This is a genomic window from Schlesneria paludicola DSM 18645, assembly GCF_000255655.1.
Lineage (GTDB): Bacteria > Planctomycetota > Planctomycetia > Planctomycetales > Planctomycetaceae > Schlesneria > Schlesneria paludicola.
This window is the reverse complement of sequence record NZ_JH636434.1, coordinates 78,011-98,603: the sequence shown is the minus strand read 5'-3', so window position 1 is coordinate 98,603 and position 20,593 is coordinate 78,011. Positions and strand designations below refer to the sequence as shown.

Genomic DNA, 20,593 nt, shown 5'->3' with positions numbered 1-20,593 from the left:
ACATTCGAACGGTTGCCCTTTTGATACTGATGGGGTCGTGTCCTCGCGGGGTTTAGCCGTCCATGATTCGTAGGTTGATTGACTGGGCGGTGGCCAACCCGCTCATTGTGATGATTCTGACCGTTGCACTGATGATCGGCGGCGGGTATGCGTTCACGCACGTGAATATCGAAGCGTATCCCGACCCTGCGCCGGCCATCATTGAGGTTGTCGCACTCTTTCCCGGGGCAAGTGCCGAAGAGGTCGAACGCCAGGTGAGTATCCCCCTGGAAGTGGCGTTGGCCGGAATGCCGGGCCTTGAGACGACCCGTAGCAAGTCTCTATTCGGGCTGTCTCACCTTCGCAATCAGTTCACCTACGTCAAGGATTATGAGCAGGCCCGTCAGGATGTCATCAATCGCCTGGCGAATGCCGATCTCCCCGATGGCGTGAAGCCGAGTATTTCTCCTGCGTCACCCGTTGGCGAGATCCTGAGATTTACTCTCGAAAATCCTCAGGACCCCATCACCGGTAAACCCGTCTATACCTTGAACGATCTTCAGGCGCTCGAGAACTTCGTCGTCGAGCGTGAACTGATGCGAGCGCCTGGTGTCGCTGGGGTCAGTGGGATTGGGGGCATGGAGAAGCGGTACGAGGTCCAACCCGATCCCATCCGGCTGCGTCGCTATGGAATTACACTCAAGCAACTCGAAGACGCACTTCAAAGTGCGAATGCCAACGGCAGCGGCGACAATTTGACGCAGGGCGAATTGACCATCGTGGTTCGGTCGATTGGCCTGTTTGGCCGTGGACAAGATCCGCAGCAACTCGTTCTCGGGATCAGTGACCCGGTCGAGGCGGCAAGGATTCTGAGAGCGGAGGAAGTCAATCGCTGCTTGGAAATCCGCCAGGTGGTGGTTGCCAGCGTCAATAATGTTCCTGTCCGAGTGGATCATCTGGTCGACGGTGGGCCCATGCTGAACGCCGATGGTCTGCCACGGGTGGACGACCGGATGCTCATGTCTCAAGGCGTTGTCGTCGGCCATAAGACGCGACTGGGGCTGGCCGCCATCAGTCATCGACAAACCGATTCCGATGGAAACACCCTTACCAATCCCGACGGTACGGACGTCTGGGAGGACGAAGAGGATGTCGTTCAGGGGATCGTGCTGATGCGGAAAGGACAGGCCTCACTTCCCACTCTTGAGGGTGTTCTTGCCAAGATTGACGAGCTGCATGAATCAGGCAAATTGCTGCCTGGAGTCAAAATCATTCCATACTACAACCGTAGTACATTGATCGAGCGCACGACCGAGACCGTGCATGAGAGTTTGTTTCTGGGGATGACGCTGGTCACGGTCATCCTGCTGATGTTTTTGAGCAACGTCCGGGCCGCGGTGATTGCAGCGATCAATATTCCGCTGGCGCTTCTGTTTGCGTTTGGAGTTTTGTTTCTACGCGGCAAGTCCGCCAATCTGCTGTCGATTGGAGCGGTCGATTTCGGCATCATCGTGGATTCGACGGTGATTATTGTCGAAAGCATTTATCGCCGACTGACACATGGTGACGATCCGCCCGAGATGCCGCTGGCGCAGCGGATCGCTCGTGCTGCCGGGGGCGTTCAGCGCAGCCTGATGTTCGCAACCGCCGTGATGGTCTGTGCATTGCTGCCGCTGTTCACCATGACAGGGCCCGAGGGCCAGATCTTCGGCCCGATGGCTGACACCTACGCGTTCGCTCTCGGCGGAGCCTTGATCCTTGCGGCCACGGTGTCGCCTGTGTTGTGCCTGCTTCTTTTGAAAAATGTTCGGCCCAAGCCTGATAACCTGCTTGTTCACGGGCTTCAAGCAACGTACCTGGCCCAATTGAAAGCATTGCTGTCGGTCCGTTGGCTTGTCTTAGCCATGTTTCTTGCCCTGGCGGGATTCACCGGGCTGGCCGCCGTGCAGATGGGACGCGAATTCATGCCCGAACTTGAGGAGGGCGGGATGCTGGTGCGTGGCACATTCCCGATGAATGTCTCGTTCGGTGAAGCCGTTGACAGGGCACGTGATTTCCGGCGTCTGATTCAGCGGTTCCCCGAGGTTCGAATTATCCCGAACACCGTTGGCCGCCCCGATGATGGAATGGACACCGGGGGCTACTACAACATGGAAGCGAACTTGCCTCTTCGACCTCAGGGGGAATGGCCTATCAATGCGAAACGTGGACGCCAGCGCACGAAGGCCGAAATGGTCGCCGACTTGGCGTTCGAACTCGAACAGCAGTTTCCCGGAGCCATCTGGGACATCTCGCAAATCATCCGCGATAACGTGATGGAAGCGCTGTCTGGAGTGAAAGGGGAGAACTCGATCAAGATCTTCGGACCCGATCTCGACACGCTGGAAACAACGGCGATGCAGGTTCGCGATGGCTTGAACAAGGTTCCCGGTGTGGTGAATGCGGGTGTGTTCCGCATTCAAGGACAATCCAATCTGGAGTTTCCCGTTGATCGTCAGAAATGTGCCCGCTGGAACGTTTCGGCGGCGGATGTCCAGGGCGTGATCCAGTCGGCCGTCGGTGGAAAGGCCGCGACAGAAATGACGGAAGGCGAGAAAACCTTCGACGTCACCGTTCGCTGGCCCGAGCGACTGCGCGCCGACGAACAGGCGATTCTCGATATCCCTGTCCCCGTTGGGAACAGCACCACTGCGGACAACAATGTCACGATCGCAGGCACCCCCATCAGCGGCGGGGCAACAGGTCTCTCTGCGATTGGAACAACCTTGCCGTTCCCTTCTGCGACCGGAAGTAACGTGAATGCCCCGGCAATTTCCACAGGGACACCGACGCGACGCCTGGCGGATCTCGTGACGCCGCTGAATGCACAACGTCAACCCGATCCCGATGGGTCGTTCCTGTTGCCCGGCGCATCGACGATTTACCGCGAACAGGGAAAGCGATTCATTGCCATCAAATTTGAAGTCAGTGGCCGCGATCTCGCGGGGGCGGTCGCCGAGGCTCGGGCAACCGTTTCCCCATTGATCAAATCACCTTACCGGGCGGAATGGAGCGGCGAGTTCCGTCAGATGGAACAGGCGGAACAGCGGATGGCCAGCATGTTCGGAGTTTCGATGATCTTGATCTGCCTGCTTCTTTATCTTGCATTCCGCTCCTTTCTGGATGTGGGAGTCGTCCTTGCGAATGTGCTTTCGATGGGCATGGGCGGATTCTGGGCGCTCAAGCTTGCAGGACTCAATTTCAACATTTCGGCCGCCGTCGGTTTTATCTCGATCCTAGGCGTCGGAGTCATGGACGGACTCATTCTGGTGTCGTCATTCAACGCTCAGCGAGCGCACGGCGTGCCCTTAAGGGAAGCTTTATTCCAGACTGTTCAGCAGCGGATTCGGCCGGTGGTCATGACGCTGCTCACCGGAATTCTGGGCCTGCTGCCAGCTGCCTTATCCACGGCCATCGGATCGGACTCTCAGCGGCCGCTGGCCATCGTGGTCGTCGGAGGCATGTCGACGCTCCTTGTCGTGAACCTGACTCCAATCCTCTACAGCTTTTACGGTCACCGTACTCCACCCGCGGGTGCGGGGGATCTGGCTCACTGAAATGGCGGCTGCGCACGGGCAATTGGCTGGTCCAAGTTGTCGCTGCGCGCTGACGTCGACTGTGCTTAACGCATTTATCAGATTGATGTTAAGCCGACGCAATTGTCCGGCCGATCTTCTTTGAGACGCCTTACGGGCATGATGCCCATTTCCACCGTCTGCAGTCGTTGCCTCAGCTGGCAATGCGGATTGGTCAGTTCAGGGAGGAGACTGTGATGAAACGCCAAGCCACACAATGGATGGGCTTCGTCAGTATTGCCAGTCTCGTTCTGGCTGGCTGCCGCAGTGCAGAGAAGTCGATCTCGCTCAGCCAGCGTCCCGACCAACGACAATCGACGTCCACCGACAAAGACCGCGAGTCGCGTTCCCTCGCCACGCGGAAGGCTCAGGCAGCGTCGACCGAGACGTCGCAGGCGCCATCATCCCCTGAGGAGGTGGACGACACAGGTTCCATTACGTCCGTGGCCTGGCAAGTCCCCGAACAGCCGTCATCGGGTGTGATCGATGGCGATCAATCACCGTCACCATCGGGTGATGTGTTGACTTTGAACGAACTGCAAGAGTTCGCCGTAACCGCAAATCCGACACTACAACAGGCGTATGCGCTGCTGCAACAGGCACAAGGGAACTGGGCCCAAGTGGGACTCTATCCAAACCCGACTCTCGTCTGGCACGATGAAGCGAACAACGCACCGTTTGACGCACACTTTGGTGTTCTTTCTCAAGACATTGTCACCGGCAAGAAATTGCAACTGAACCGCGCTGTTGCATCGTCCGACGTCCAGCGGGCGCAGTTGGAAGCCGAAGCACAAAACTTGCGAGTCTTGAATGAAGTCCAGATCCGTTACATCGAAGTACTCGGTGCCGAGCGGCAGGTGCTCGTGGCAGAAGAACTTCTGAAAATTGCTGACGACGGAGTCAGTGTGTCGGAACGGTTCTTTAAAGCAGAACAGGTTTCACAAGCCGACGTTCTTCAAGCGACCATCCAGCAGCGGCAAACACAAATCTTGTTACGGAACGCGCGGTTCCGCGCCGCGGCAGCGCGGAAGTCGCTCGGCAACGTCATCGGTTGGCCAGACATGCCACCGCGCCCGCTCGGGGGGGCTCTTGAGGATGAACTTCAGGACGTCGATTGGGATGTCGCCTGGCAGGAACTCTTGAATCGCAGCCCGCAGCTGCACGCCGCACAGGCGCGCCTCGCCTCGGCTCAGGTCCAGATCCACCGAGAACAAGTTGAGCCAATTCCAAATCTTCAAGTGAGTGGCGGTGCCGGACGAGACATTCTTCCCGCCGATCAAAGCTTCCAGATGTTCACGGTGTCGGTCGGCACGAATATTCCCGTCTGGAATCGAAACCAGGGAAATATCATGGCGGCCGAGGGTTACTATCGAGCTGCGCAAGCCGAGGTTACTCGTCTCGAGCTATCTCTGCGCGATGATCTGGCGGACGCCTATCAACGTTATCAGTCCGCTCGTAGCGAGATGGAGATTTACCGCGACCAAATTGTACCGACAGCGGAATCGAACCTGGCCCTGACGCAGAAGGCTTACGAAGAGGGGGAGTTTGACTTTCTACGCGTACTGACCGCGCGTCGCGACTTGTTCCAGGCGCGAGTCAACTATGTCACCGCGCTCACGGATCTACGGTCCGCGGTCATCGAAATACGCGGCTTGCTGCTGACGGGTGGTCTCGACCCGACGGTCAGCAATCCGTCACCGTCAAACTCGGCGGGCCAAACTTCTGATGCAGGACACTAATCACGAAGTACATCGATGCCGTTCAGCCAGACCAACCATTGTCCCGAATGACCACCGTTCAGCACGTTTGAACCAACAGCCACAAGAACATTTGCATGGCGCTGATCGCGCGGGAAGGATCGAGCGTGAAACTTCAGTCAATCCTTCAGCATGCATTGACCGGCATCTTTGGATGTGCCGCGTTCGCAGGCTGCCATGGACTGCAGAAGGACAACGCCAGGGGAACCGTTCCCTCCCAGGTCGTACGCGTCGACCGTTCAGATCTAGCAAGATCAGGCAAGAATGCCGTTCACGACGGTGCCCCTGACGATCAGACCAGGATCTCGAATGGCGATAAAAATTCGCACGAGCAGGTTCCAAATGATACGAAGCAAGCGAACTCGACAGGCGTCGTGAAGCTCGTCCAGTGGAACGAGTCAGACGAGCTGCCCTCACCCGATCCCTCTCACCAGCGTCTTGCTCCAAGTGATCATGAGCTCTCAATGGCAGGCGATGGCCAGGTACCGCCGCAACTCGCTCAATCGCTGGGGGGGCCGCGAGACTCGGATATTCCGCTCCTGTCGCTCGACGAACTCCAACACTTGGCCGCCTCGACCAACCCGACGCTGCAGCAGGCGCAGAGCCTGGTGCAGCAGGCGCGAGGAAACTGGCTGCAAGTGGGATTGTATCCCAACCCCAGCATCCAAGGAGAAGGTGCCGCCAACAATGCCCCGATGGACATGTTCAATATGTACGTCAAACAGGACATTGTTACCGGCCGCAAGCTCAAGTTGAATCGTGCCGTGGCATCGCACGATGTGCACCGCGCTCAGTGGGAAGCCGAAGCACAAAATCTGCGAGTCGTCAACGAGGTTCAGATTCGCTACATCGCAGCACTTGGGGCACAGCAGCAAGTCACGGTCGCAGAAGAGTTGCTGAAGGTCGCGCAGGAAGGCGTCCGAATTTCCGAAAAGCTGCTCGCCGGGGAGCAAGTTTCCGAAGCCGACGTGATGCAGGCTCGATTGCAACGCGGCCACACTCAGATCCTGCTCCGCAACGCCCAGTTCCGCGCCGCGGCCACGTGGAAACAACTTGGCAACATCGTTGGCTGGCCTGACCTTCCGCTTCGACCTTTAGACGGTCATCTGGAAGACGATGTTCCGGATGTCAACTGGGACATCGCGTATCAGCAACTGCTTAGCTCCAGCCCATTGATCAATGCCGCGAAGTCGCGGGTCGCCGCGGCGGCCGTCCAGGTCAGGCGCGAGGAAGCGCAACCCACCCCAAACTTGCAACTGACGAGTGGCGTTGGACGTGACTTCTTTACGCCGCAATACATGATGTACACGCTGCAATTCGGTTTCACGCTTCCAACGTTCAATCGCAATGTCGGTAACGTCACGGCCGCCGTCGGTGAACTTCATGCCGCGCAATCCGAAGTGGATCGACTCGAACTCTCCCTGCGCAACAAACTGGCCAGTACCTTTCGTAAATATCAAACGGCACGCAATCAGGTCATCACTTATCGCGATTCGATCCTGCCCACGGCCGAGATGAATTTGTCTCTGACCTTGAAGCAGTACGAAGCGGGAGAACTTGATTTCCTGCGGGTCCTGACGGCGCGACGCGATCTCTTCGAGGCGAAGATCGAGTACGTCAATGCGCTCATCGACATGCGGACGACCGCGATCCAGATCGAAGGACTGCTGTTGACCGGCGGCCTCGATCCGCTTGATTCAAATCCCACTCCGTCCAATCACGCGGGACAGACGGCCAGCCCCGGCAACTAGTGTTTTGTAACTCCAAGAATCTTCGAGAGACTGGGGATCGAGAGCTTGTCCGATCCCCCGGGGCGTCCGGCGATTCGCTCGTCCAGTCCTGGTCCGCGGTTTTCGCCCGGGCAAAAGCCTTCAAGGCGCAGGTCGGACATCGTCCGCGAACATTCACGCAATGTCGTGCGCGGGCGCCTTGGCGGTGCTCAGGCGAGTCACGAGCAGCAGGCGGAACCTCTTCAATTCCATCGTGATCATTTCCGTCACGTGGCGAAATCCATTTGCCAATTCGCCCGTTGGACGTAGATTTTTGTAAACGCAGTGCCGCTGCGGCCGCTACGCGCCGTAAAATCGTTTCAGTTGTTGCCGTCGGATCTTTCTAATGCCCCAATTGGCTGAAAAAATGACGAACATCGCCCAAGACTTGGGATCGTCCGATGCCGTTCCGTCTCAGCCATTGAAAATGACGAGCCCCCATCCAGTGGCACCCCATGTCGAGTTCTGGGTCGAGACGGTCCCCGGCATCGATTCATTGGTGGCGATTCAACGGGAATGGGATGATTTGGCCGCGAACGCGATCGAGCAGAACCCGTTCTACGAATCTTGGATGCTGATCGAAGGCGTCAAATGCTTCGGGGCAAATGTCGATCTGCAGTTTGATCTTGTTTGGCAGCGGAACCCGCGTCCCAATCAACCGCCATTTCTGGTGGGGCTGTTCCCGCTCGAATGCAAGCGATCCTTTGGCGGAGTCCCACTTCGCCTGAGAAGAGTCTGGCAGCATAAATACTTGTATTACTGTGTGCCCTTGGTGCGTCGCGGCGTTGCGACCGATGTGTTGCATGCGTTGTTCGACAGCATGTCGCACGGTCCCCAACGGGCCGCCGCGTTGGAACTGCATCACCTCGACCTTGGTGGGCCATTCGCGCAGACTCTGCTCGAAGTCACGAGCGAACGTGCAGCATCGACGTTTACTGTCGAATCGTACAATCGCGCCCTGATTCGACCTGCAAGTAGTTTTGATGCCTACATCAACAGTGCGATGACGAATCACAACCGCAAGGAAGTTCGCCGTCTGGCACGACGGCTTTCTGAAATTGGTGTTCCGGAGGTGAGAGTGCTGACCGCTGTCGACGATCTTGACACGTGGTTGAATCACTTTTTGCAAATGGAAGCTGCCGGTTGGAAGGGGCGTGAGTCCACCGCCCTCGCGTCGGATGACGTCAGCCGTGCCTACTTTAAGTCGATCGCTCAAGCCGCGTTTGCGCGTGGGCAATTGATGATGGTGGGCCTATTTCTCAACCAGCAGCCGATCGCGCTCAAGTGTAATTTTCTGGCGGGAGAAGGCTCGTTCGCCTTCAAGATCGCGTTCGACGAAGCGTTCTCGCGATTCTCGCCAGGTGTACAGCTTGAACTCGAAAATGTTCGCCTTCTGCACCAAATGCCGAATACAAAATGGATGGATTCTTGTGCGGCCCAGCATCACTTCATGATTGGTCGAATTTGGCAGGAACGCCGCACCATCACCAAAGTGATCGTCTCAACGGGACGCCGATTCGACAACCTGGCCGTCGGACTTCTGGCGGGACTTTCATTCGCCCGTAAAGCCTTTCGGCGAACACCCGACCGGTGTGCGAATCCCACATTAAAACCTCAGGGAACAAACGATGAATAGCCTGACACTGCCTTCGCACGCGACTGTCGATGGAACCGCGGCCAATCCGGCCTTGCTGGAGCTGGAGTCATCGACGTTCGAGACGCATTTCAATCGCCAGCCATTTCTGATCGGCCATCACCTTTGCGATCATTCGTTGTTCCAGTTCGATCGGTTGCTCGAACTGGCCAAGTCATTGCCCGAAGAAATGATCGAATACAACGCTGGAAATCTTCCGGTGAATCAGGATCAGCAACTGACCCCGCGCAATGGGCTGTCGGTTGAGGAAACCATTCGACGGATCGAAAGCTGCAAGTCATGGATGGTCTTGAAACATGTCGAAAAGGATCCCACGTACCGCCAGCTCTTGCACGATTGCCTGGCCGAAGTGAAGCCGTATTCGGAACGCGTTGTTCCTGGCATGTGCGACGCGTACGCCTATATCTTCATGACATCGCCCGGTTCCGTGACCCCTTATCATATGGACCCGGAACACAACTTCCTGTTGCAGATCCGTGGTTCAAAGACGGTTCACCTGTTCGACGGGCGTGATCGATCCATCGTCTCGGAGCGCGATCTGGAAACGTTCTACGGCGCTGTGACGCGCCAGATGGAACTGACAGACGAGAATCGCCACAAGTCGATGGTCTTTGACTTGCAAGCGGGGCAGGGGCTGCATTTTCCCGTGACCTATCCACACTGGGTTCAGAACGGAAATGCCGTTTCGATTTCGTTCAGCATCACGTTCCGCACTCCCGACCTCGAACGCCGCAAAACCGTCTACAGCATGAATCACCAGCAGCGTCTACGCGGTGGTGAACCGACTCCCTACGGCGTATCGCCCTGGAAGGACAGCCTGAAATTCAACTCGTTCCGCCTGTGGCGTAAGGCGAACAGCCTGCTCGGTCGATCGATCTAGTCTACGGTTGTGAACACGCGATCATTGGACACCAATCTGCCAGACCCTCTCTTGTGGACGGGCCGTTCCGGCAGCGCCACCGCGGCCTTTTTTGAAGAATCTTCGTTCAGGTTGTCGATTCGCGCCTGGCTCATTCGTCCAATGGATTAGAACCCGGCAACCGTGAAGGCCGGCCATGTTAGAAACGCTGCCAATGAAGTTGAACGCGAATAAAATACGTCTGCTTGGGATCCATCGACGAAACGAAGTTTTGCCGCGATTCCGCCGGACGTCGGACAGAGGATGATGGAAGAGTGCTTTGCCTACGACGATGAACTCCGACGAGGCGGGCATTTTCTGGGTGGAGAAGCTCTCGATTCCGCTCGCAAGGCCGTCACACTCAGGAGGAAAGAGGGCGCCGTCGAAGTCACAGATGGTCCGTATGCAAAAACGAAAGAAATGCTCGGCGGCATTCTGTTCTTGGAAGCCCCCGACCTCAACCATGCGATCTCACTGATGCCGGAAAAACGGGGACTGGCTCCGCTTGCGGTGCCTGTCCCCGTTTTTCCGACGTCCCCGTTTTTTCCACTGACAGCGGACATGGTGGCAGAGTTGTAACGAATCCGGGACTTCCAGCGCTTCCGCTTCCCTCGTCCAACCCCAATCACTTGACCGCGAAGGAACGTCACTCTCTAAGGCACCTTCGTTTAAACTCAGAGTCACATTTATCTCAATTGTGGGAATGATAGTTCTGCGCGCTTTTACGCATCGGAAATGCGTGTCGTTGCGAAAAGAGGCGTTCGTCCACTGGGGTTCTTGTGATTCGTCTGAGATCATGACAAGATAGTCAGGTTGCAGAACGTTGTTCTGTTCCATGTTCAATCGGGCGTGTCTTCTCACTCCCTCTGTTTCCAATCTGTGCTGACATCCAATCTGCATCAGGGATCAAGGGCCGAATCCCGCGGCACGAATGAGTTCCGTACGGGTTGGCGTTCGAGGTCCGTTTGAAGGTGCAATCTGCGGATTGTGGATGACGTCCAGGCGGGCGTTGAGTGGAGTCATTCAAATCCCTTGGGCGGTCGCAAACTCGGCCCGAAAAAGTTAATTTATGAAGAACATCTCCTGAGGCAAGCATTCGACACTTCTCGTAGGTACGAAAAGACTGGAGCTTGAATGAGTGGCGAACGTGAATCGCTGGATAAGCGTGTTTACAATCATTTGCTGGGCCAACTGGCAACACGCCAACTTGAATTGGGAACCCACCTGAAAGCGGGACGTCTGGCGACTAATTTGAACGTCAGCCGGACGACGGTTCGTAAGGCGCTTTCGCGTCTGATCGAAGACGGATGGGTCAAGCAGAATTCGACGGGATGCACCTATGTTGCGCAGTGGCCGAGCGAAGGGCCCGAACCCGTCGAGGTCGAAGTTGAACATCAATCACAGATCGAATCGGTCTATTGGCTGATCTTTGACTGGATTCTGCAAGGACAGTGCCAGTTTGGCGCCGACGTTAATCCTCGTAGTTTTTCGAATCAGTTCGGCGCCAGCATGGGGACCGTGCGACATGCCCTTGAAGGGCTGACGCGCGACGGAATTCTCGTTCGAGCTCCACGACGCGGTTGGCGCTATGGCACACTGACCTGGCAGGACGTGATCGACACGATCGAAATTCGCACCATGTTTGAATCCGAAGTGCTGCGACGGGCAGGACAGCAGATTCCGCACAACGTCCTTGAGGAATTGAAAGCCGAGACAGAAGAGATTCTGCAATCAATCGATACGATCTCAGAGCGTGATCGCCGTCAAGCCGACTATCGCTTCCACACGACTCTGGTGGAACAAACGACAAGTCTGGTTTTGATCGATGTTGTAAAACCGCTAATTCGGCGAAGTATGTATTGTGGCCTGACCTGCCCAACCGACCGACGGCATCAGGCGAAGTCATTCCGCGAACACTTGGGAATTCTCGAGGCTTTGTTGCGCGGTGATCTCCCCGCCGCGATTGAGCAGTTCCATGCCCACATGAGCCGCAGTCTCGTGGATGGCCTGCGGACACAAATGCCAAATTTGAACTCGATTGTGGGTCTGCGCAATTCGCCCGCGGGAAGTGCGACTGTCACGCCGCAAGAGCTTGAAACAGCCCAATAGTCGGTGTCCGCTTGACTGGTATGCTCTTGGTTGAGTCCTGCGTCATTGACAACGTTTCGTGTCCGCTACGGCTCGCGTCAGGGCGGCAGCGTTGCGTTGTCATCTGGGGTTGGCAGCCACTGCAAACAGGGGAAAAGGCGCTTGGATTGTTGTGATGTCCCGCCTTTTCACCTTCGTGCGGAGCCCGTCCCCGTGATTTCAATCGGCTGTTCGACCTCAGATACGGCCGGTTGTTTCGAGCGTGATGCGGCCTGCCGCCGAACTAAAACTCGCTGATTCCTGTCCCACGCTGGGCACGCTGTTTGGTCAGGGATTTTGGGGCCGCTTGAATCATCTCATCGGGAGTCGGCACTGCCACGTGCTCTTCCCACTCGGTCAAGGGAACGACCCAGGGATCACGACGTAGCGGCTCGTGCAGTGGCAGAATCCAGGGCTGGTGAAACCAGCTTCGCTCAACCTGGGCATAGTCGATGTCGGGGTCCATCATTAACTGGGGGCGGCGCCCGTTCAAGGAAACCATCGCCAGCACGCGGATTTGAAGCACCCCTTCGCCATGAGCACGAAAGTGATCTCGCAAAAAATGAACAAACGTCAGAATCATGTCACTGTCTTTGCTCATGCGGCTCATTTGCCGCGACGTGAGAAATGAGCGAACGTCGACCACCCCGCCTGTTCCCGTTTGAGGGTTGCGGACGTAGAACCGCAGCCCGACATCTTTTTCTCGCAGCATCATGTGCCAGGCAAAATGGTGCCCTTCTTCCGACCAGATCGCTGGCAATGGATACAGCAGGTGTCGAAACGGCAGCAGCAGTTGCCAACTGACATAAACCATCAGGAAGCAGGTCGTGACTTGTCTCAGAGCGGGCGATGTCAGAGCGGTGGAAAACAGCTGCTTGGGCAAGGTGGGACGCCGCAGGAGACGCCTGGGCCAATCGGGCGGGAAAAACATCAGGGTCGCGCCGATCATCAACCAGGGAAAAATCCCGATGTCAAACAGCACGGAATTCAGACCGTGAAAGACGATGGCAAGTAGATACGCAAACCCTCGTGTCCGTTTCCAAAGTAGAAGCGGAACGACCATCAGATCGAGCAGCATTCCGCCTGATGCGAACGCAATCCCCGCCCACTCTTGGGTCAAAAGGGGGCCGATGACGGGTAGGTCTGCGCGGCGTTTGAGCCACATTCCCAAGGGATAGCCGAGTAGCCAATCGCGGTCGATCTTGGCGAGTCCCCCGTAAAAATAGGGGATGCCAATTTGCATTCGCAGCAGCCACAGTGTCCAGGCGGGGACGACCTGTGATCGCAGGCTCGGACGCAACCAGGCATCAATCGACAATGCACGATGCGCAGGCAGCACGACCAGCAGCCAACTGAGCAGTACAATCAAATAGTAGTGGTTGAGGTAGAAGGCTTTCTCGAGCAGGAAGACATGCGTCATTCCGATTGCGAATACGAACGCAGAAAGGCGATAGCAGGCCCCGAGCGCGATGCCTGCGGCCGCAATTCCCAGCACGTAAAAATGCCAGTACATGCCCATTCCGGGCCAGGGATGCACCCAGCCAAAACCAGGATAGGTGAAATGCATGACCGGGGTGATATAAAGCGCGTCGATCCATCCGCTTTTCACGGTCGCGATGACGTGATAGAGCATCATCGCCCCGAACAGCAGGCGAAAGAAGACCAAGCTGGCGATGTCGACCGGTGCGAACAGTGAGTCACGCCAGGTCGTGGTTGACGCAGCAGCCGTCGCCTGGAGTTCGTTCGAGGTACCGGGGCTCTCGGCACCGATGCTTGCGCTGGGTTCGACGCCGAGAGGCGCTCGCGCCGTTTGAAGGTCAGGGGGGCTCTTGGTATCCACCGACATGCATGGTTCCTTGATTGTCTATTCTTCGGGAACCGGTTCGGCGACGTACTCGGGCGTGTTGGGGACCTGCTCCACCAACTCGTTGACGTCGCCGTCGCGTTTTTTCAGCGTAAACGCATCGTAGAGTTCACCGGTGACGGTCTTGGCCTGGTATCGAAGTTCGTCACCGTCGACCGAGATGACTTGGTAAAGCTGCATGCGAGATCCACGGCGTACGCCCGCGGAAATGCCCTTTTCATAAAGTTTGGGGCCCGAGACCGAGACGACGTACATCGTTCCTGCGGGACTGCGCGCCGTGGCGCCTGTAGGGATGTTCTCATGGCTGCGAAGTTCGGTGCGAAGGTAGGCATGGTCGTGCCCCTGCAAGACCAGATCGACACGGTACTTGTCATACAAGGGTTGCCACGAGTGGCGAATCTCGGGGTTGTCCCGTCCCAGCGTCGCGGAATAGACTGGATGGTGGTGTGAAATCACCGTCCACCGGTTGGGATTGTTTTTCAGCACGGTTTCCAGCCAGCGGGCCTGGGGTTCGGGATTCTCCATCGAGTTCAACCCGATGACACGCACCCCCTGGACATCGAAATAGAAGACCGTCTCGCGAAGATGATCGGCCATTTCCGGAGGGCCGTTGTCGGGAAACTCGAATCGATGCCGCCACAACCGAGTAAACCCGCGTGGCAGCTTTTTCAGTTCCACGGGGTCTGTCGGTAAGGTTCCGGTACGCTCGATGTCGTATTCGTGATTGCCGGTGACGGCCACCGTCGGCATCGAGGCATTCACCCATCCGCCCGCATCACACCATTCGGCCCATTCGGCTTCGCGATTGCCACGATTGACGAGGTCGCCGGCATGCAGCATGAAGAGTGCCCGAGGAGCATCTGTGAACGCCTCGCGAAAAACACGCGACCAATGCATCTTGATGTCATTCTGTGCGTCGCCGAAATAGACGAAGGTGAAAGGTCGAGGTTCCACGCTGGTCGTGCGAAAGTGACACCACGCACTGAAATTGACTCCGTCCCCGACTCGGTACACGTAAAGCGTATTCGGTTGCAGGTCTTCAAATCGGGCCGTGTGATAGTGGATCGGCCCAATGTCGCTGTTGTAGAGACTTGTTTTCGCGGGAATCGTGACCGCCTTGGCCACAAACGTCGGACCTGAAGTGGCCACTGCCAGCTCGGCAAACGCGTTTTTGACCGACGTATTCGTCCGCCAGGTCACCGCTTGGGAATGAGCTGGATCGGCGTGCCAGGATAACATCAGCCGGTCCGGCATGGCAGTCGGTTGATACAGGACGGCTTCGTCGACCGCCCTTGGCTTTTCATGGCTGGGATCATCATGCGCGAGCGCCGTCATGCCGGTCGATGCGGCAAGCACCAGCCACGAGAAGACCATGACGCGACGGTATTGAAGAGTGCCGCGATCGTGACGAGCAGAAGTCAAAGGCATCGCATCGATTCCAAAGGAGAGCCAATCAATCCTTGTGCGGTGTTGTCGAAAAAGGGCGCACATCGAAAGGCAAGTGAACTGCAAGGATGAATGAGACCGGGGCGACGACATGGTGGCCTGGGGCTTAAGGTCATTGCCCGGTGAAGGTCGCTCGCCGAGCCTCGGTCACACGACCCCGAATTTCGTCCTGACAACGTTCGGGTCCAGGCCACGATCGACTCTTAACGTTTTCGACCCTTTGGAGCCACCACCATCGAAAGCTCCAGGTCGATGACATTCGGCTTGGCTTCGACCGATTTCTCAAGCGGCGTGTTACCGCAGGCGAAGCGATTCGCATCCGTCAGTGGGGCATCGTCATCGACGGGGGCAGGGGCGAAGACTTGCACGCTGTGGCTGCCCACGATCGCGCCGTCCCCCGTCTTGTAAGTTGTCAATTCATAGGTGCCGTCCGGCTGAATCATCCCGGATGCGGATCGGCCGGTGACGGCGGATTTGGATTCGGACGTCGCTGCGGCGGCACCGGCGGGGATGTAGACGACCAACCCTTCGGAAAGGGGCTTCCCGTTACAAGTGACGGTTCCCTTGACCTTAGAGACCTGAAACTGGTTCTTCCCGCAGCCTGAGACGGCCGCGATTCCAACAGCAAATATGGCCAAATGACGTGCGAGCGATGGCATGGATAAACACCCTCAAAATCTGCAGGCAATTGCGGAAGTTGTTCGTTGAACGCAATGCTCTAAATGGTCGGTCGAAAGGATGCACGCGAGCGACGAGAGTCGTGCCGCGGCAACGGGGGGATTTCGAAGTGGCTGTCCTTCGATCTGGCACAACGGACAGACGAGGGAAAGCGGGCATCCCTTTTGACAAGGGATGCCCGCGGTAAATTCTTATGTCGTCCAACAGACGATCGTCGTGCGGAAGACGAACACGCAACAGGATCGCGGTCCGTCGAGCGTCACAACCGGATCATCACTCAACGGAAACCACATTGCCGTCGGCCTTGTCGCCGAGATAGCTGTAGGTCTTCATGTTGATGTTGTCCGAGATAAACCGGACGGAGCCGTCGGCGAACAGGAACATCACACCGCCGGTATGCAGACTGGCGAAGCAGTCATCGAACTGGTTCAAAGTTGTCAAAGGTAGGCTTTGTCCACCATTTGGAATATGGGCCACACTGGTTTCAGCAACCACGTTCTGATGCTGATCATTGGTTCCCAGCCAGATGGGGAAGTCGCCGACGTTCGGGTGTGTCGGGCCATCGATCGCTCGTGCAAATCGGGTATAGCCTTCACCGACGGCGAAGGTGTTGCTCGTGCCATCCAGAACGTCGCGAATTCGAGTGGGGCGGTAGGTCGCCTTGATCTTGCCGAACATCCCGGTAATGGCAGCGCCGCCCGATCCCAGGCAGCCTTTGTAGTCTGAACGACCAAAACCACCGAGCGATGCAGAGCTGGGCTGACCTGCTCCAGGGCGAATTGGTGATTTCGTGAGCATGGTATTCGACGGGCAGATGAATGCGGGAAGTACAACGTCCGTCACGCCAGCAATTAGCGGCAGCGAACGTTCGGTGTAGACCGAATTCGAGGTGATGATGCTGCCGTAATTAATGAAATCCAACTTATTGTAGATGTTGCCTTGATCGAGAGCGGGCAACAGGAATGCTGCCCATCCATAGTCCTGGTCACCAAAAATGGTGCCAGGTGGGAAGCTGTCCATCGTTTCATGATAGTTGTGAAGCGCGATGCCGATCTGCTTGAGATTGTTGCGACACTGCGTGCGTCGAGCGGCCTCACGTGCCTGCTGGACAGCGGGCAGCAAGAGCGCGATCAGGACCGCGATAATCGCGATCACCACCAGCAATTCAATCAAGGTAAATCCGCGAATTTTCGACCGAATGTTCATCAGGCTCTCCAAAAAAAAGGGGACAACGAGGGGCAACAGGCAGCGTAGGACAGGATGGAACGCAATCAACCGCGAACGCGGCGAGGTGGCAAATAATAACAAAGTTCTTTTTTTGCCGTCCAGCATTAAAGTGTCGTTAGCTGCCGATGTTGCAATTTTTCGTCATAACTTTGCGCAATCTACATATCCGCGACGGACCTGAATTCGGATGCCCGCAAGGAGCGTGCTCGTAATGAACTTGGCTGAGAATAACCGCAAATTACCGAATTATTCATCACATTCTCATAATCCGGCTTTGCGAAATCACTGCCGTTGCTCATGATTTCAGGGGAATACTGCGACGGGCCTCCATTCACTGCCGTGGGGGTACTGAAGGCCGGTATTCGTGTCTGGCTTCGACTGCCTAGGGCAATTCTTCTGGAAATGTAATGTGGCACATAAAATGAAAAGCCATATTGGTTCGTCATTCGCCTGGCCGAAGCTGGAGAGGCATTCTGTTTCGGAATATTCTCGTTCTCATCCGCTGACTTTTAGGAGCTTCTAAGATGCGTCGTTCGACACGTACCTATTTCGCGTTCGCCCTTCTGCAGTGCTGGACCATCAGCATTGGCTGCGGGACCGCGGTCTCGCCCGAGCAGGCCGCGCTGAAACGGTTGGAGGCGGATGGGAAAGCGTCGGGCTCGTTGGGAGCCGACGGGCACGTCGTGTCGCTAAGTTCCCATTCGATGACGGATGATGCCGCAAAGCAATTAACCGCTTTCCCCGCGCTGACGACACTCGCGTTGACCGACAGTCCAATCGGCGATGCGCATATGGGGGTGATTGGAGCTTTGACGCAACTGGAATCGCTGGCGCTCGATCACACGCAAGTCACGGACGCGGGGTTGCAGTCCATCAGCAGTCTCGAGCACTTGCGGGAGCTGAACCTTGCGGGATGTTCCGTTACCGATGGGGGGCTCGGATCGCTGGCGGGACTGACAGAACTCACCAGCTTGAACTTGAATGACACCCAAATCAACGGACTCGGTCTCGTCTATCTGTCGAAACTGAACCGACTCGAGGCATTGTACCTTCAAAACACGGTTGTCGATTTTGAGTCGATTCCACCCTTGTCGGGGTTGGAGAGTCTGAAGATTCTGCATCTGGCGGGGACAAAAACCGGCGGTGGCATCGTACGGGCGATCACCGGTTTACCGAGCCTGGAACGGCTTTATTTAAATGGTACGAGCATCAAGGACGAAGATATCCCCGCGCTCGCGGCCGTGCTCGCGCAGAATTGCCCTCACTTCAAAGGGCTCTTCGTGGAAAAGACGGCACTCAGCGACGCAGCGCTTGAACCGATGCATCCGCTTGCGGATCTCAAAGAATTCACGCTCATTCACGTCCATGGAACCAAGGTCACAAAAGACGGTGTGGTGCGTCTGCGCAAGTTATTGCCTGAGGCGAATGTCGTCAGCCAACATTAAAAAAGGTGTCAGGAACCTTTTTTGGCAATCATCCGCGTCTAACGCGTGGCAAATGCATTTCGGAGGCACTCGCGTCGGCTTCCCGTGCACAAAGAAAAACCGAATCGAAGTCGATCCTCAATCGAAAAGGTTCCTGACACCCTTTCGACTCCCCTGACACCCTTTCGACTCCCCAAGTCAGCGAAAGGAGTCCGCTAGCGTTAAGTCGATTGTGGTTCGCGGGCCCGGCCGATCCTTCGTTTATTATCGGTCGACAATAAAATACAGGAAGATGCTCACTCAAATGAAATCTAGAACATACATCCAACGAGCACGTCAATACCTCGTATGTATCTTCCTTATAAGCGGGTGCATACCTATGAAAGGTTCCTATCACGAAACACTGCTGTCAGCGAGGACGGCTGTTCCAATTGCTGCAGAAATTGAGTCCCAATTTGGTGCAGCGAGCCACTTCATTACCGAATACGGATTCCCGAAAAACGGCTTAAATTCGTGGAATACATTGGTGTATTTTGGTGGTCGTTACAGACTGCATATGTGTGTCGATGTCAAGGTCGATCTCCAAGGCAATACGATCACGCAGGTCGGTGAGCCTGTGTTTTATTTTTGGGAGATCGAATCTGTCCAAGTCGATCGTCTCGAAGGAAACGACGTTCCCGCGATAGGATGGGAAGTGGGGTTTCATACCGAGTTCTCTGCGAAGGAATGGAAAAGAGTGTGCGAGGCTCGAGGGGATTTTGCGGCAATTGGGATTACAATAAACCCAAATCCCGTCGCCAATTTTGATGTGATTGTAGAAGACGAACAAAAAAGAAGAGTGCCGGTTAGCTTGCTTGCCAAGTAACTGCATTGAAAAAAGGTGTCAGGAACGAATGGTACTGTCGCCTTAATTCGGCGCGGACATTGGCCTTACCGAGAGCGAAACAATTGTCTATCATTCGCTCTGCAGAGGCTGGTATTGATTGAGATTGCCTTCCCTGTTACTGAATGAGAGCCTTCCTTGGTGTGTTTGCTGCACAGTCGCCAAGGAAGGCTTTTTCATGCGCGATGTACCACATTTTCGAGATCGTGGCAGCCCGGGTTTCGATCGGACGATCGCTCCCTTTTTGTCACACGAGGGATTGCCGTTTGCGTCGGTCCTTTCCGCGGATCGAAGTGAACGAGGGGGGGGTAACCATGGGGACGCGGCATCTTCGTCGTATCGAAGATTGAAAAAGGTGTTAGGAACCTTTTTTGACAATCATCTTCGTCTAACGCGTGGCAAATGCATCTCGGGGGAACTCGCGTCGGGCTTCCCGTGCGGAAAGAAAAACCGGTTCGAAGTCGATCCTCAATCGAAAAGGTTCCCGACACCTTTTTGACTCCCCGTGGTGGTCGTGGCATGGAAGAGAAGATGGTTTCCTGCCAAGACAGAAATCATTGAGTCCAGGCCCCTTTGAGTTGCCCCGAATGTTCACTCCACAGACTGCCGCAGATCGAACTGAACGTCGCTCGGCAGCAGGCTGCGGAGCGACGTGATTTCATCGTTAGATAACGCACGCAGTTTGACCTTTACTTTAGCAAACAACTTTCCACTTAAGCAAACGACGATAATTGCATCGCTTGGATTTTCCTCGACGTAGCATTTTACAGTTCGAGCGACACCAATTAAATCGTGGTGCATCCAGTCATCTCGTGGACGATCAAGATTCGCCTCGCGCCCGTAATAGTTGGGAATGATAGCGTAAACCGTCACCGCCTCTCTCTCTCTCTCTCTCTCTCTTACTATGATCAAGAATCTCTTCGTGCTCTGGGTAGTTGTTTCCACTTTATCTGCCGGTTGCGTCAACTCTGTTTTGTCTTGTTTGCAACCGACCAGCATAAATGGCCCAGGCGAGATGTACACCAAAAGCATAAAACACTTAACGCGATGCGACATATAATACATTGTATAGCCAAAATGAACTAGAAACGATCATCACACAAAGGCACGCTGCTGCTTCTCGAGAAATGCAGCACATTGGGGCAAATCAAAGGGGGCAGGACTCAATGTTGGTGTTTTGGTCGTCGATTTCTGGAAAGTGGATTCTTTGCCGACCTCGATTTCTGAGCGTCGAGGCCAAACCCAGCCGTGCGGCGGCCTGTTCGATCCATTC

General features: G+C 55.9%; 14 protein-coding genes. 9 read left to right on the top strand and 5 right to left on the bottom strand.

Annotation, left to right across the window (positions count from 1 at the left end; translation table 11 throughout):
* Positions 1 to 62 precede the first annotated feature (62 nt).
* The 7 genes from OSO_RS0100645 (at position 63) to OSO_RS0100595 (ending at position 11,780) form a co-directional block, all read left to right on the top strand.
* A complete protein-coding gene (locus OSO_RS0100645; RefSeq protein ID WP_029246508.1) occupies positions 63 to 3,575 on the top strand; it encodes an efflux RND transporter permease subunit in 3,513 nt (1,170 codons plus the stop codon).
* Between the two features lie 215 nt (positions 3,576 to 3,790).
* Positions 3,791 to 5,332, top strand: coding sequence for a TolC family protein (locus OSO_RS0100640; RefSeq protein WP_010581669.1), 1,542 nt, complete (start codon positions 3,791 to 3,793; stop codon positions 5,330 to 5,332).
* Positions 5,333 to 5,457: 125 nt separating this feature from the next.
* Complete coding sequence (locus tag OSO_RS0100635) at positions 5,458 to 7,101, top strand: TolC family protein (protein WP_237729238.1); 1,644 nt, start codon at positions 5,458 to 5,460, stop codon at positions 7,099 to 7,101.
* 364 nt (positions 7,102 to 7,465) lie between these two features.
* Entirely contained in the window at positions 7,466 to 8,755 is a 1,290-nt protein-coding gene (locus tag OSO_RS47255) for a GNAT family N-acetyltransferase (RefSeq protein WP_010581667.1), read from the top strand.
* Entirely contained in the window at positions 8,748 to 9,653 is a 906-nt protein-coding gene (locus OSO_RS0100615) for a cupin-like domain-containing protein (protein WP_010581666.1), read from the top strand. The genes OSO_RS47255 and OSO_RS0100615 overlap by 8 nt, the downstream gene beginning before the upstream one ends.
* A gap of 282 nt (positions 9,654 to 9,935) precedes the next feature.
* Positions 9,936 to 10,250 carry a YciI family protein gene (locus tag OSO_RS41565; RefSeq protein WP_202799915.1) on the top strand — a complete coding sequence of 105 codons (315 nt, stop codon included), beginning with the start codon at positions 9,936 to 9,938 and terminating at the stop codon, positions 10,248 to 10,250.
* A gap of 555 nt (positions 10,251 to 10,805) precedes the next feature.
* Positions 10,806 to 11,780 carry a GntR family transcriptional regulator gene (locus tag OSO_RS0100595; RefSeq protein WP_010581664.1) on the top strand — a complete coding sequence of 325 codons (975 nt, stop codon included), beginning with the start codon at positions 10,806 to 10,808 and terminating at the stop codon, positions 11,778 to 11,780.
* Between the two features lie 262 nt (positions 11,781 to 12,042).
* Here the strand turns inward: OSO_RS0100595 and OSO_RS41560 are convergent, their stop codons facing one another.
* The 4 genes from OSO_RS41560 to OSO_RS0100575 all read right to left on the bottom strand — a co-directional run bounded on the left by OSO_RS41560 (position 12,043) and on the right by OSO_RS0100575 (position 16,992).
* Positions 12,043 to 13,644, bottom strand: a complete 1,602-nt coding sequence (locus tag OSO_RS41560; RefSeq protein ID WP_010581663.1) for an HTTM domain-containing protein — start codon at positions 13,642 to 13,644, stop codon at positions 12,043 to 12,045.
* An 18-nt stretch (positions 13,645 to 13,662) separates the two neighbouring features.
* Positions 13,663 to 15,090, bottom strand: a complete 1,428-nt coding sequence (locus tag OSO_RS0100585; protein WP_010581662.1) for a purple acid phosphatase family protein — start codon at positions 15,088 to 15,090, stop codon at positions 13,663 to 13,665.
* Between the two features lie 221 nt (positions 15,091 to 15,311).
* Entirely contained in the window at positions 15,312 to 15,767 is a 456-nt protein-coding gene (locus OSO_RS0100580) for a hypothetical protein (protein ID WP_010581661.1), read from the bottom strand.
* A gap of 292 nt (positions 15,768 to 16,059) precedes the next feature.
* Positions 16,060 to 16,992: a DUF1559 domain-containing protein gene (locus OSO_RS0100575; RefSeq protein ID WP_010581660.1), complete on the bottom strand. Its 933-nt coding sequence runs from the start codon at positions 16,990 to 16,992 to the stop codon at positions 16,060 to 16,062.
* 545 nt (positions 16,993 to 17,537) lie between these two features.
* Here OSO_RS0100575 and OSO_RS47250 point away from each other — a divergent pair.
* Entirely contained in the window at positions 17,538 to 18,458 is a 921-nt protein-coding gene (locus OSO_RS47250; protein ID WP_010581659.1) for a leucine-rich repeat domain-containing protein, read from the top strand.
* Positions 18,459 to 18,816: 358 nt separating this feature from the next.
* Positions 18,817 to 19,302 carry a hypothetical protein gene (locus tag OSO_RS0100565; protein ID WP_029246506.1) on the top strand — a complete coding sequence of 162 codons (486 nt, stop codon included), beginning with the start codon at positions 18,817 to 18,819 and terminating at the stop codon, positions 19,300 to 19,302.
* A 609-nt stretch (positions 19,303 to 19,911) separates the two neighbouring features.
* Here the strand turns inward: OSO_RS0100565 and OSO_RS0100555 are convergent.
* Positions 19,912 to 20,352, bottom strand: a complete 441-nt coding sequence (locus OSO_RS0100555; RefSeq protein ID WP_010581656.1) for a hypothetical protein — start codon at positions 20,350 to 20,352, stop codon at positions 19,912 to 19,914.
* Positions 20,353 to 20,593: the final 241 nt, after the last annotated feature.

Coding starts and splice junctions, on each gene's coding strand:
- OSO_RS47255 (WP_010581667.1), top strand. CDS start 7,466: ATGCCCCAATTGGCTGAAAAAATGACGAACATCGCCCAAGACTTGGGA.
- OSO_RS41565 (WP_202799915.1), top strand. CDS start 9,936: ATGATGGAAGAGTGCTTTGCCTACGACGATGAACTCCGACGAGGCGGG.
- OSO_RS0100645 (WP_029246508.1), top strand. CDS start 63: ATGATTCGTAGGTTGATTGACTGGGCGGTGGCCAACCCGCTCATTGTG.
- OSO_RS47250 (WP_010581659.1), top strand. CDS start 17,538: ATGCGTCGTTCGACACGTACCTATTTCGCGTTCGCCCTTCTGCAGTGC.
- OSO_RS0100595 (WP_010581664.1), top strand. CDS start 10,806: ATGAGTGGCGAACGTGAATCGCTGGATAAGCGTGTTTACAATCATTTG.
- OSO_RS0100565 (WP_029246506.1), top strand. CDS start 18,817: ATGAAAGGTTCCTATCACGAAACACTGCTGTCAGCGAGGACGGCTGTT.
- OSO_RS0100640 (WP_010581669.1), top strand. CDS start 3,791: ATGAAACGCCAAGCCACACAATGGATGGGCTTCGTCAGTATTGCCAGT.
- OSO_RS0100575 (WP_010581660.1), bottom strand. CDS start 16,992: ATGAACATTCGGTCGAAAATTCGCGGATTTACCTTGATTGAATTGCTG.
- OSO_RS41560 (WP_010581663.1), bottom strand. CDS start 13,644: ATGTCGGTGGATACCAAGAGCCCCCCTGACCTTCAAACGGCGCGAGCG.
- OSO_RS0100580 (WP_010581661.1), bottom strand. CDS start 15,767: ATGCCATCGCTCGCACGTCATTTGGCCATATTTGCTGTTGGAATCGCG.
- OSO_RS0100555 (WP_010581656.1), bottom strand. CDS start 20,352: ATGCTTTTGGTGTACATCTCGCCTGGGCCATTTATGCTGGTCGGTTGC.
- OSO_RS0100615 (WP_010581666.1), top strand. CDS start 8,748: ATGAATAGCCTGACACTGCCTTCGCACGCGACTGTCGATGGAACCGCG.
- OSO_RS0100585 (WP_010581662.1), bottom strand. CDS start 15,090: ATGCCTTTGACTTCTGCTCGTCACGATCGCGGCACTCTTCAATACCGT.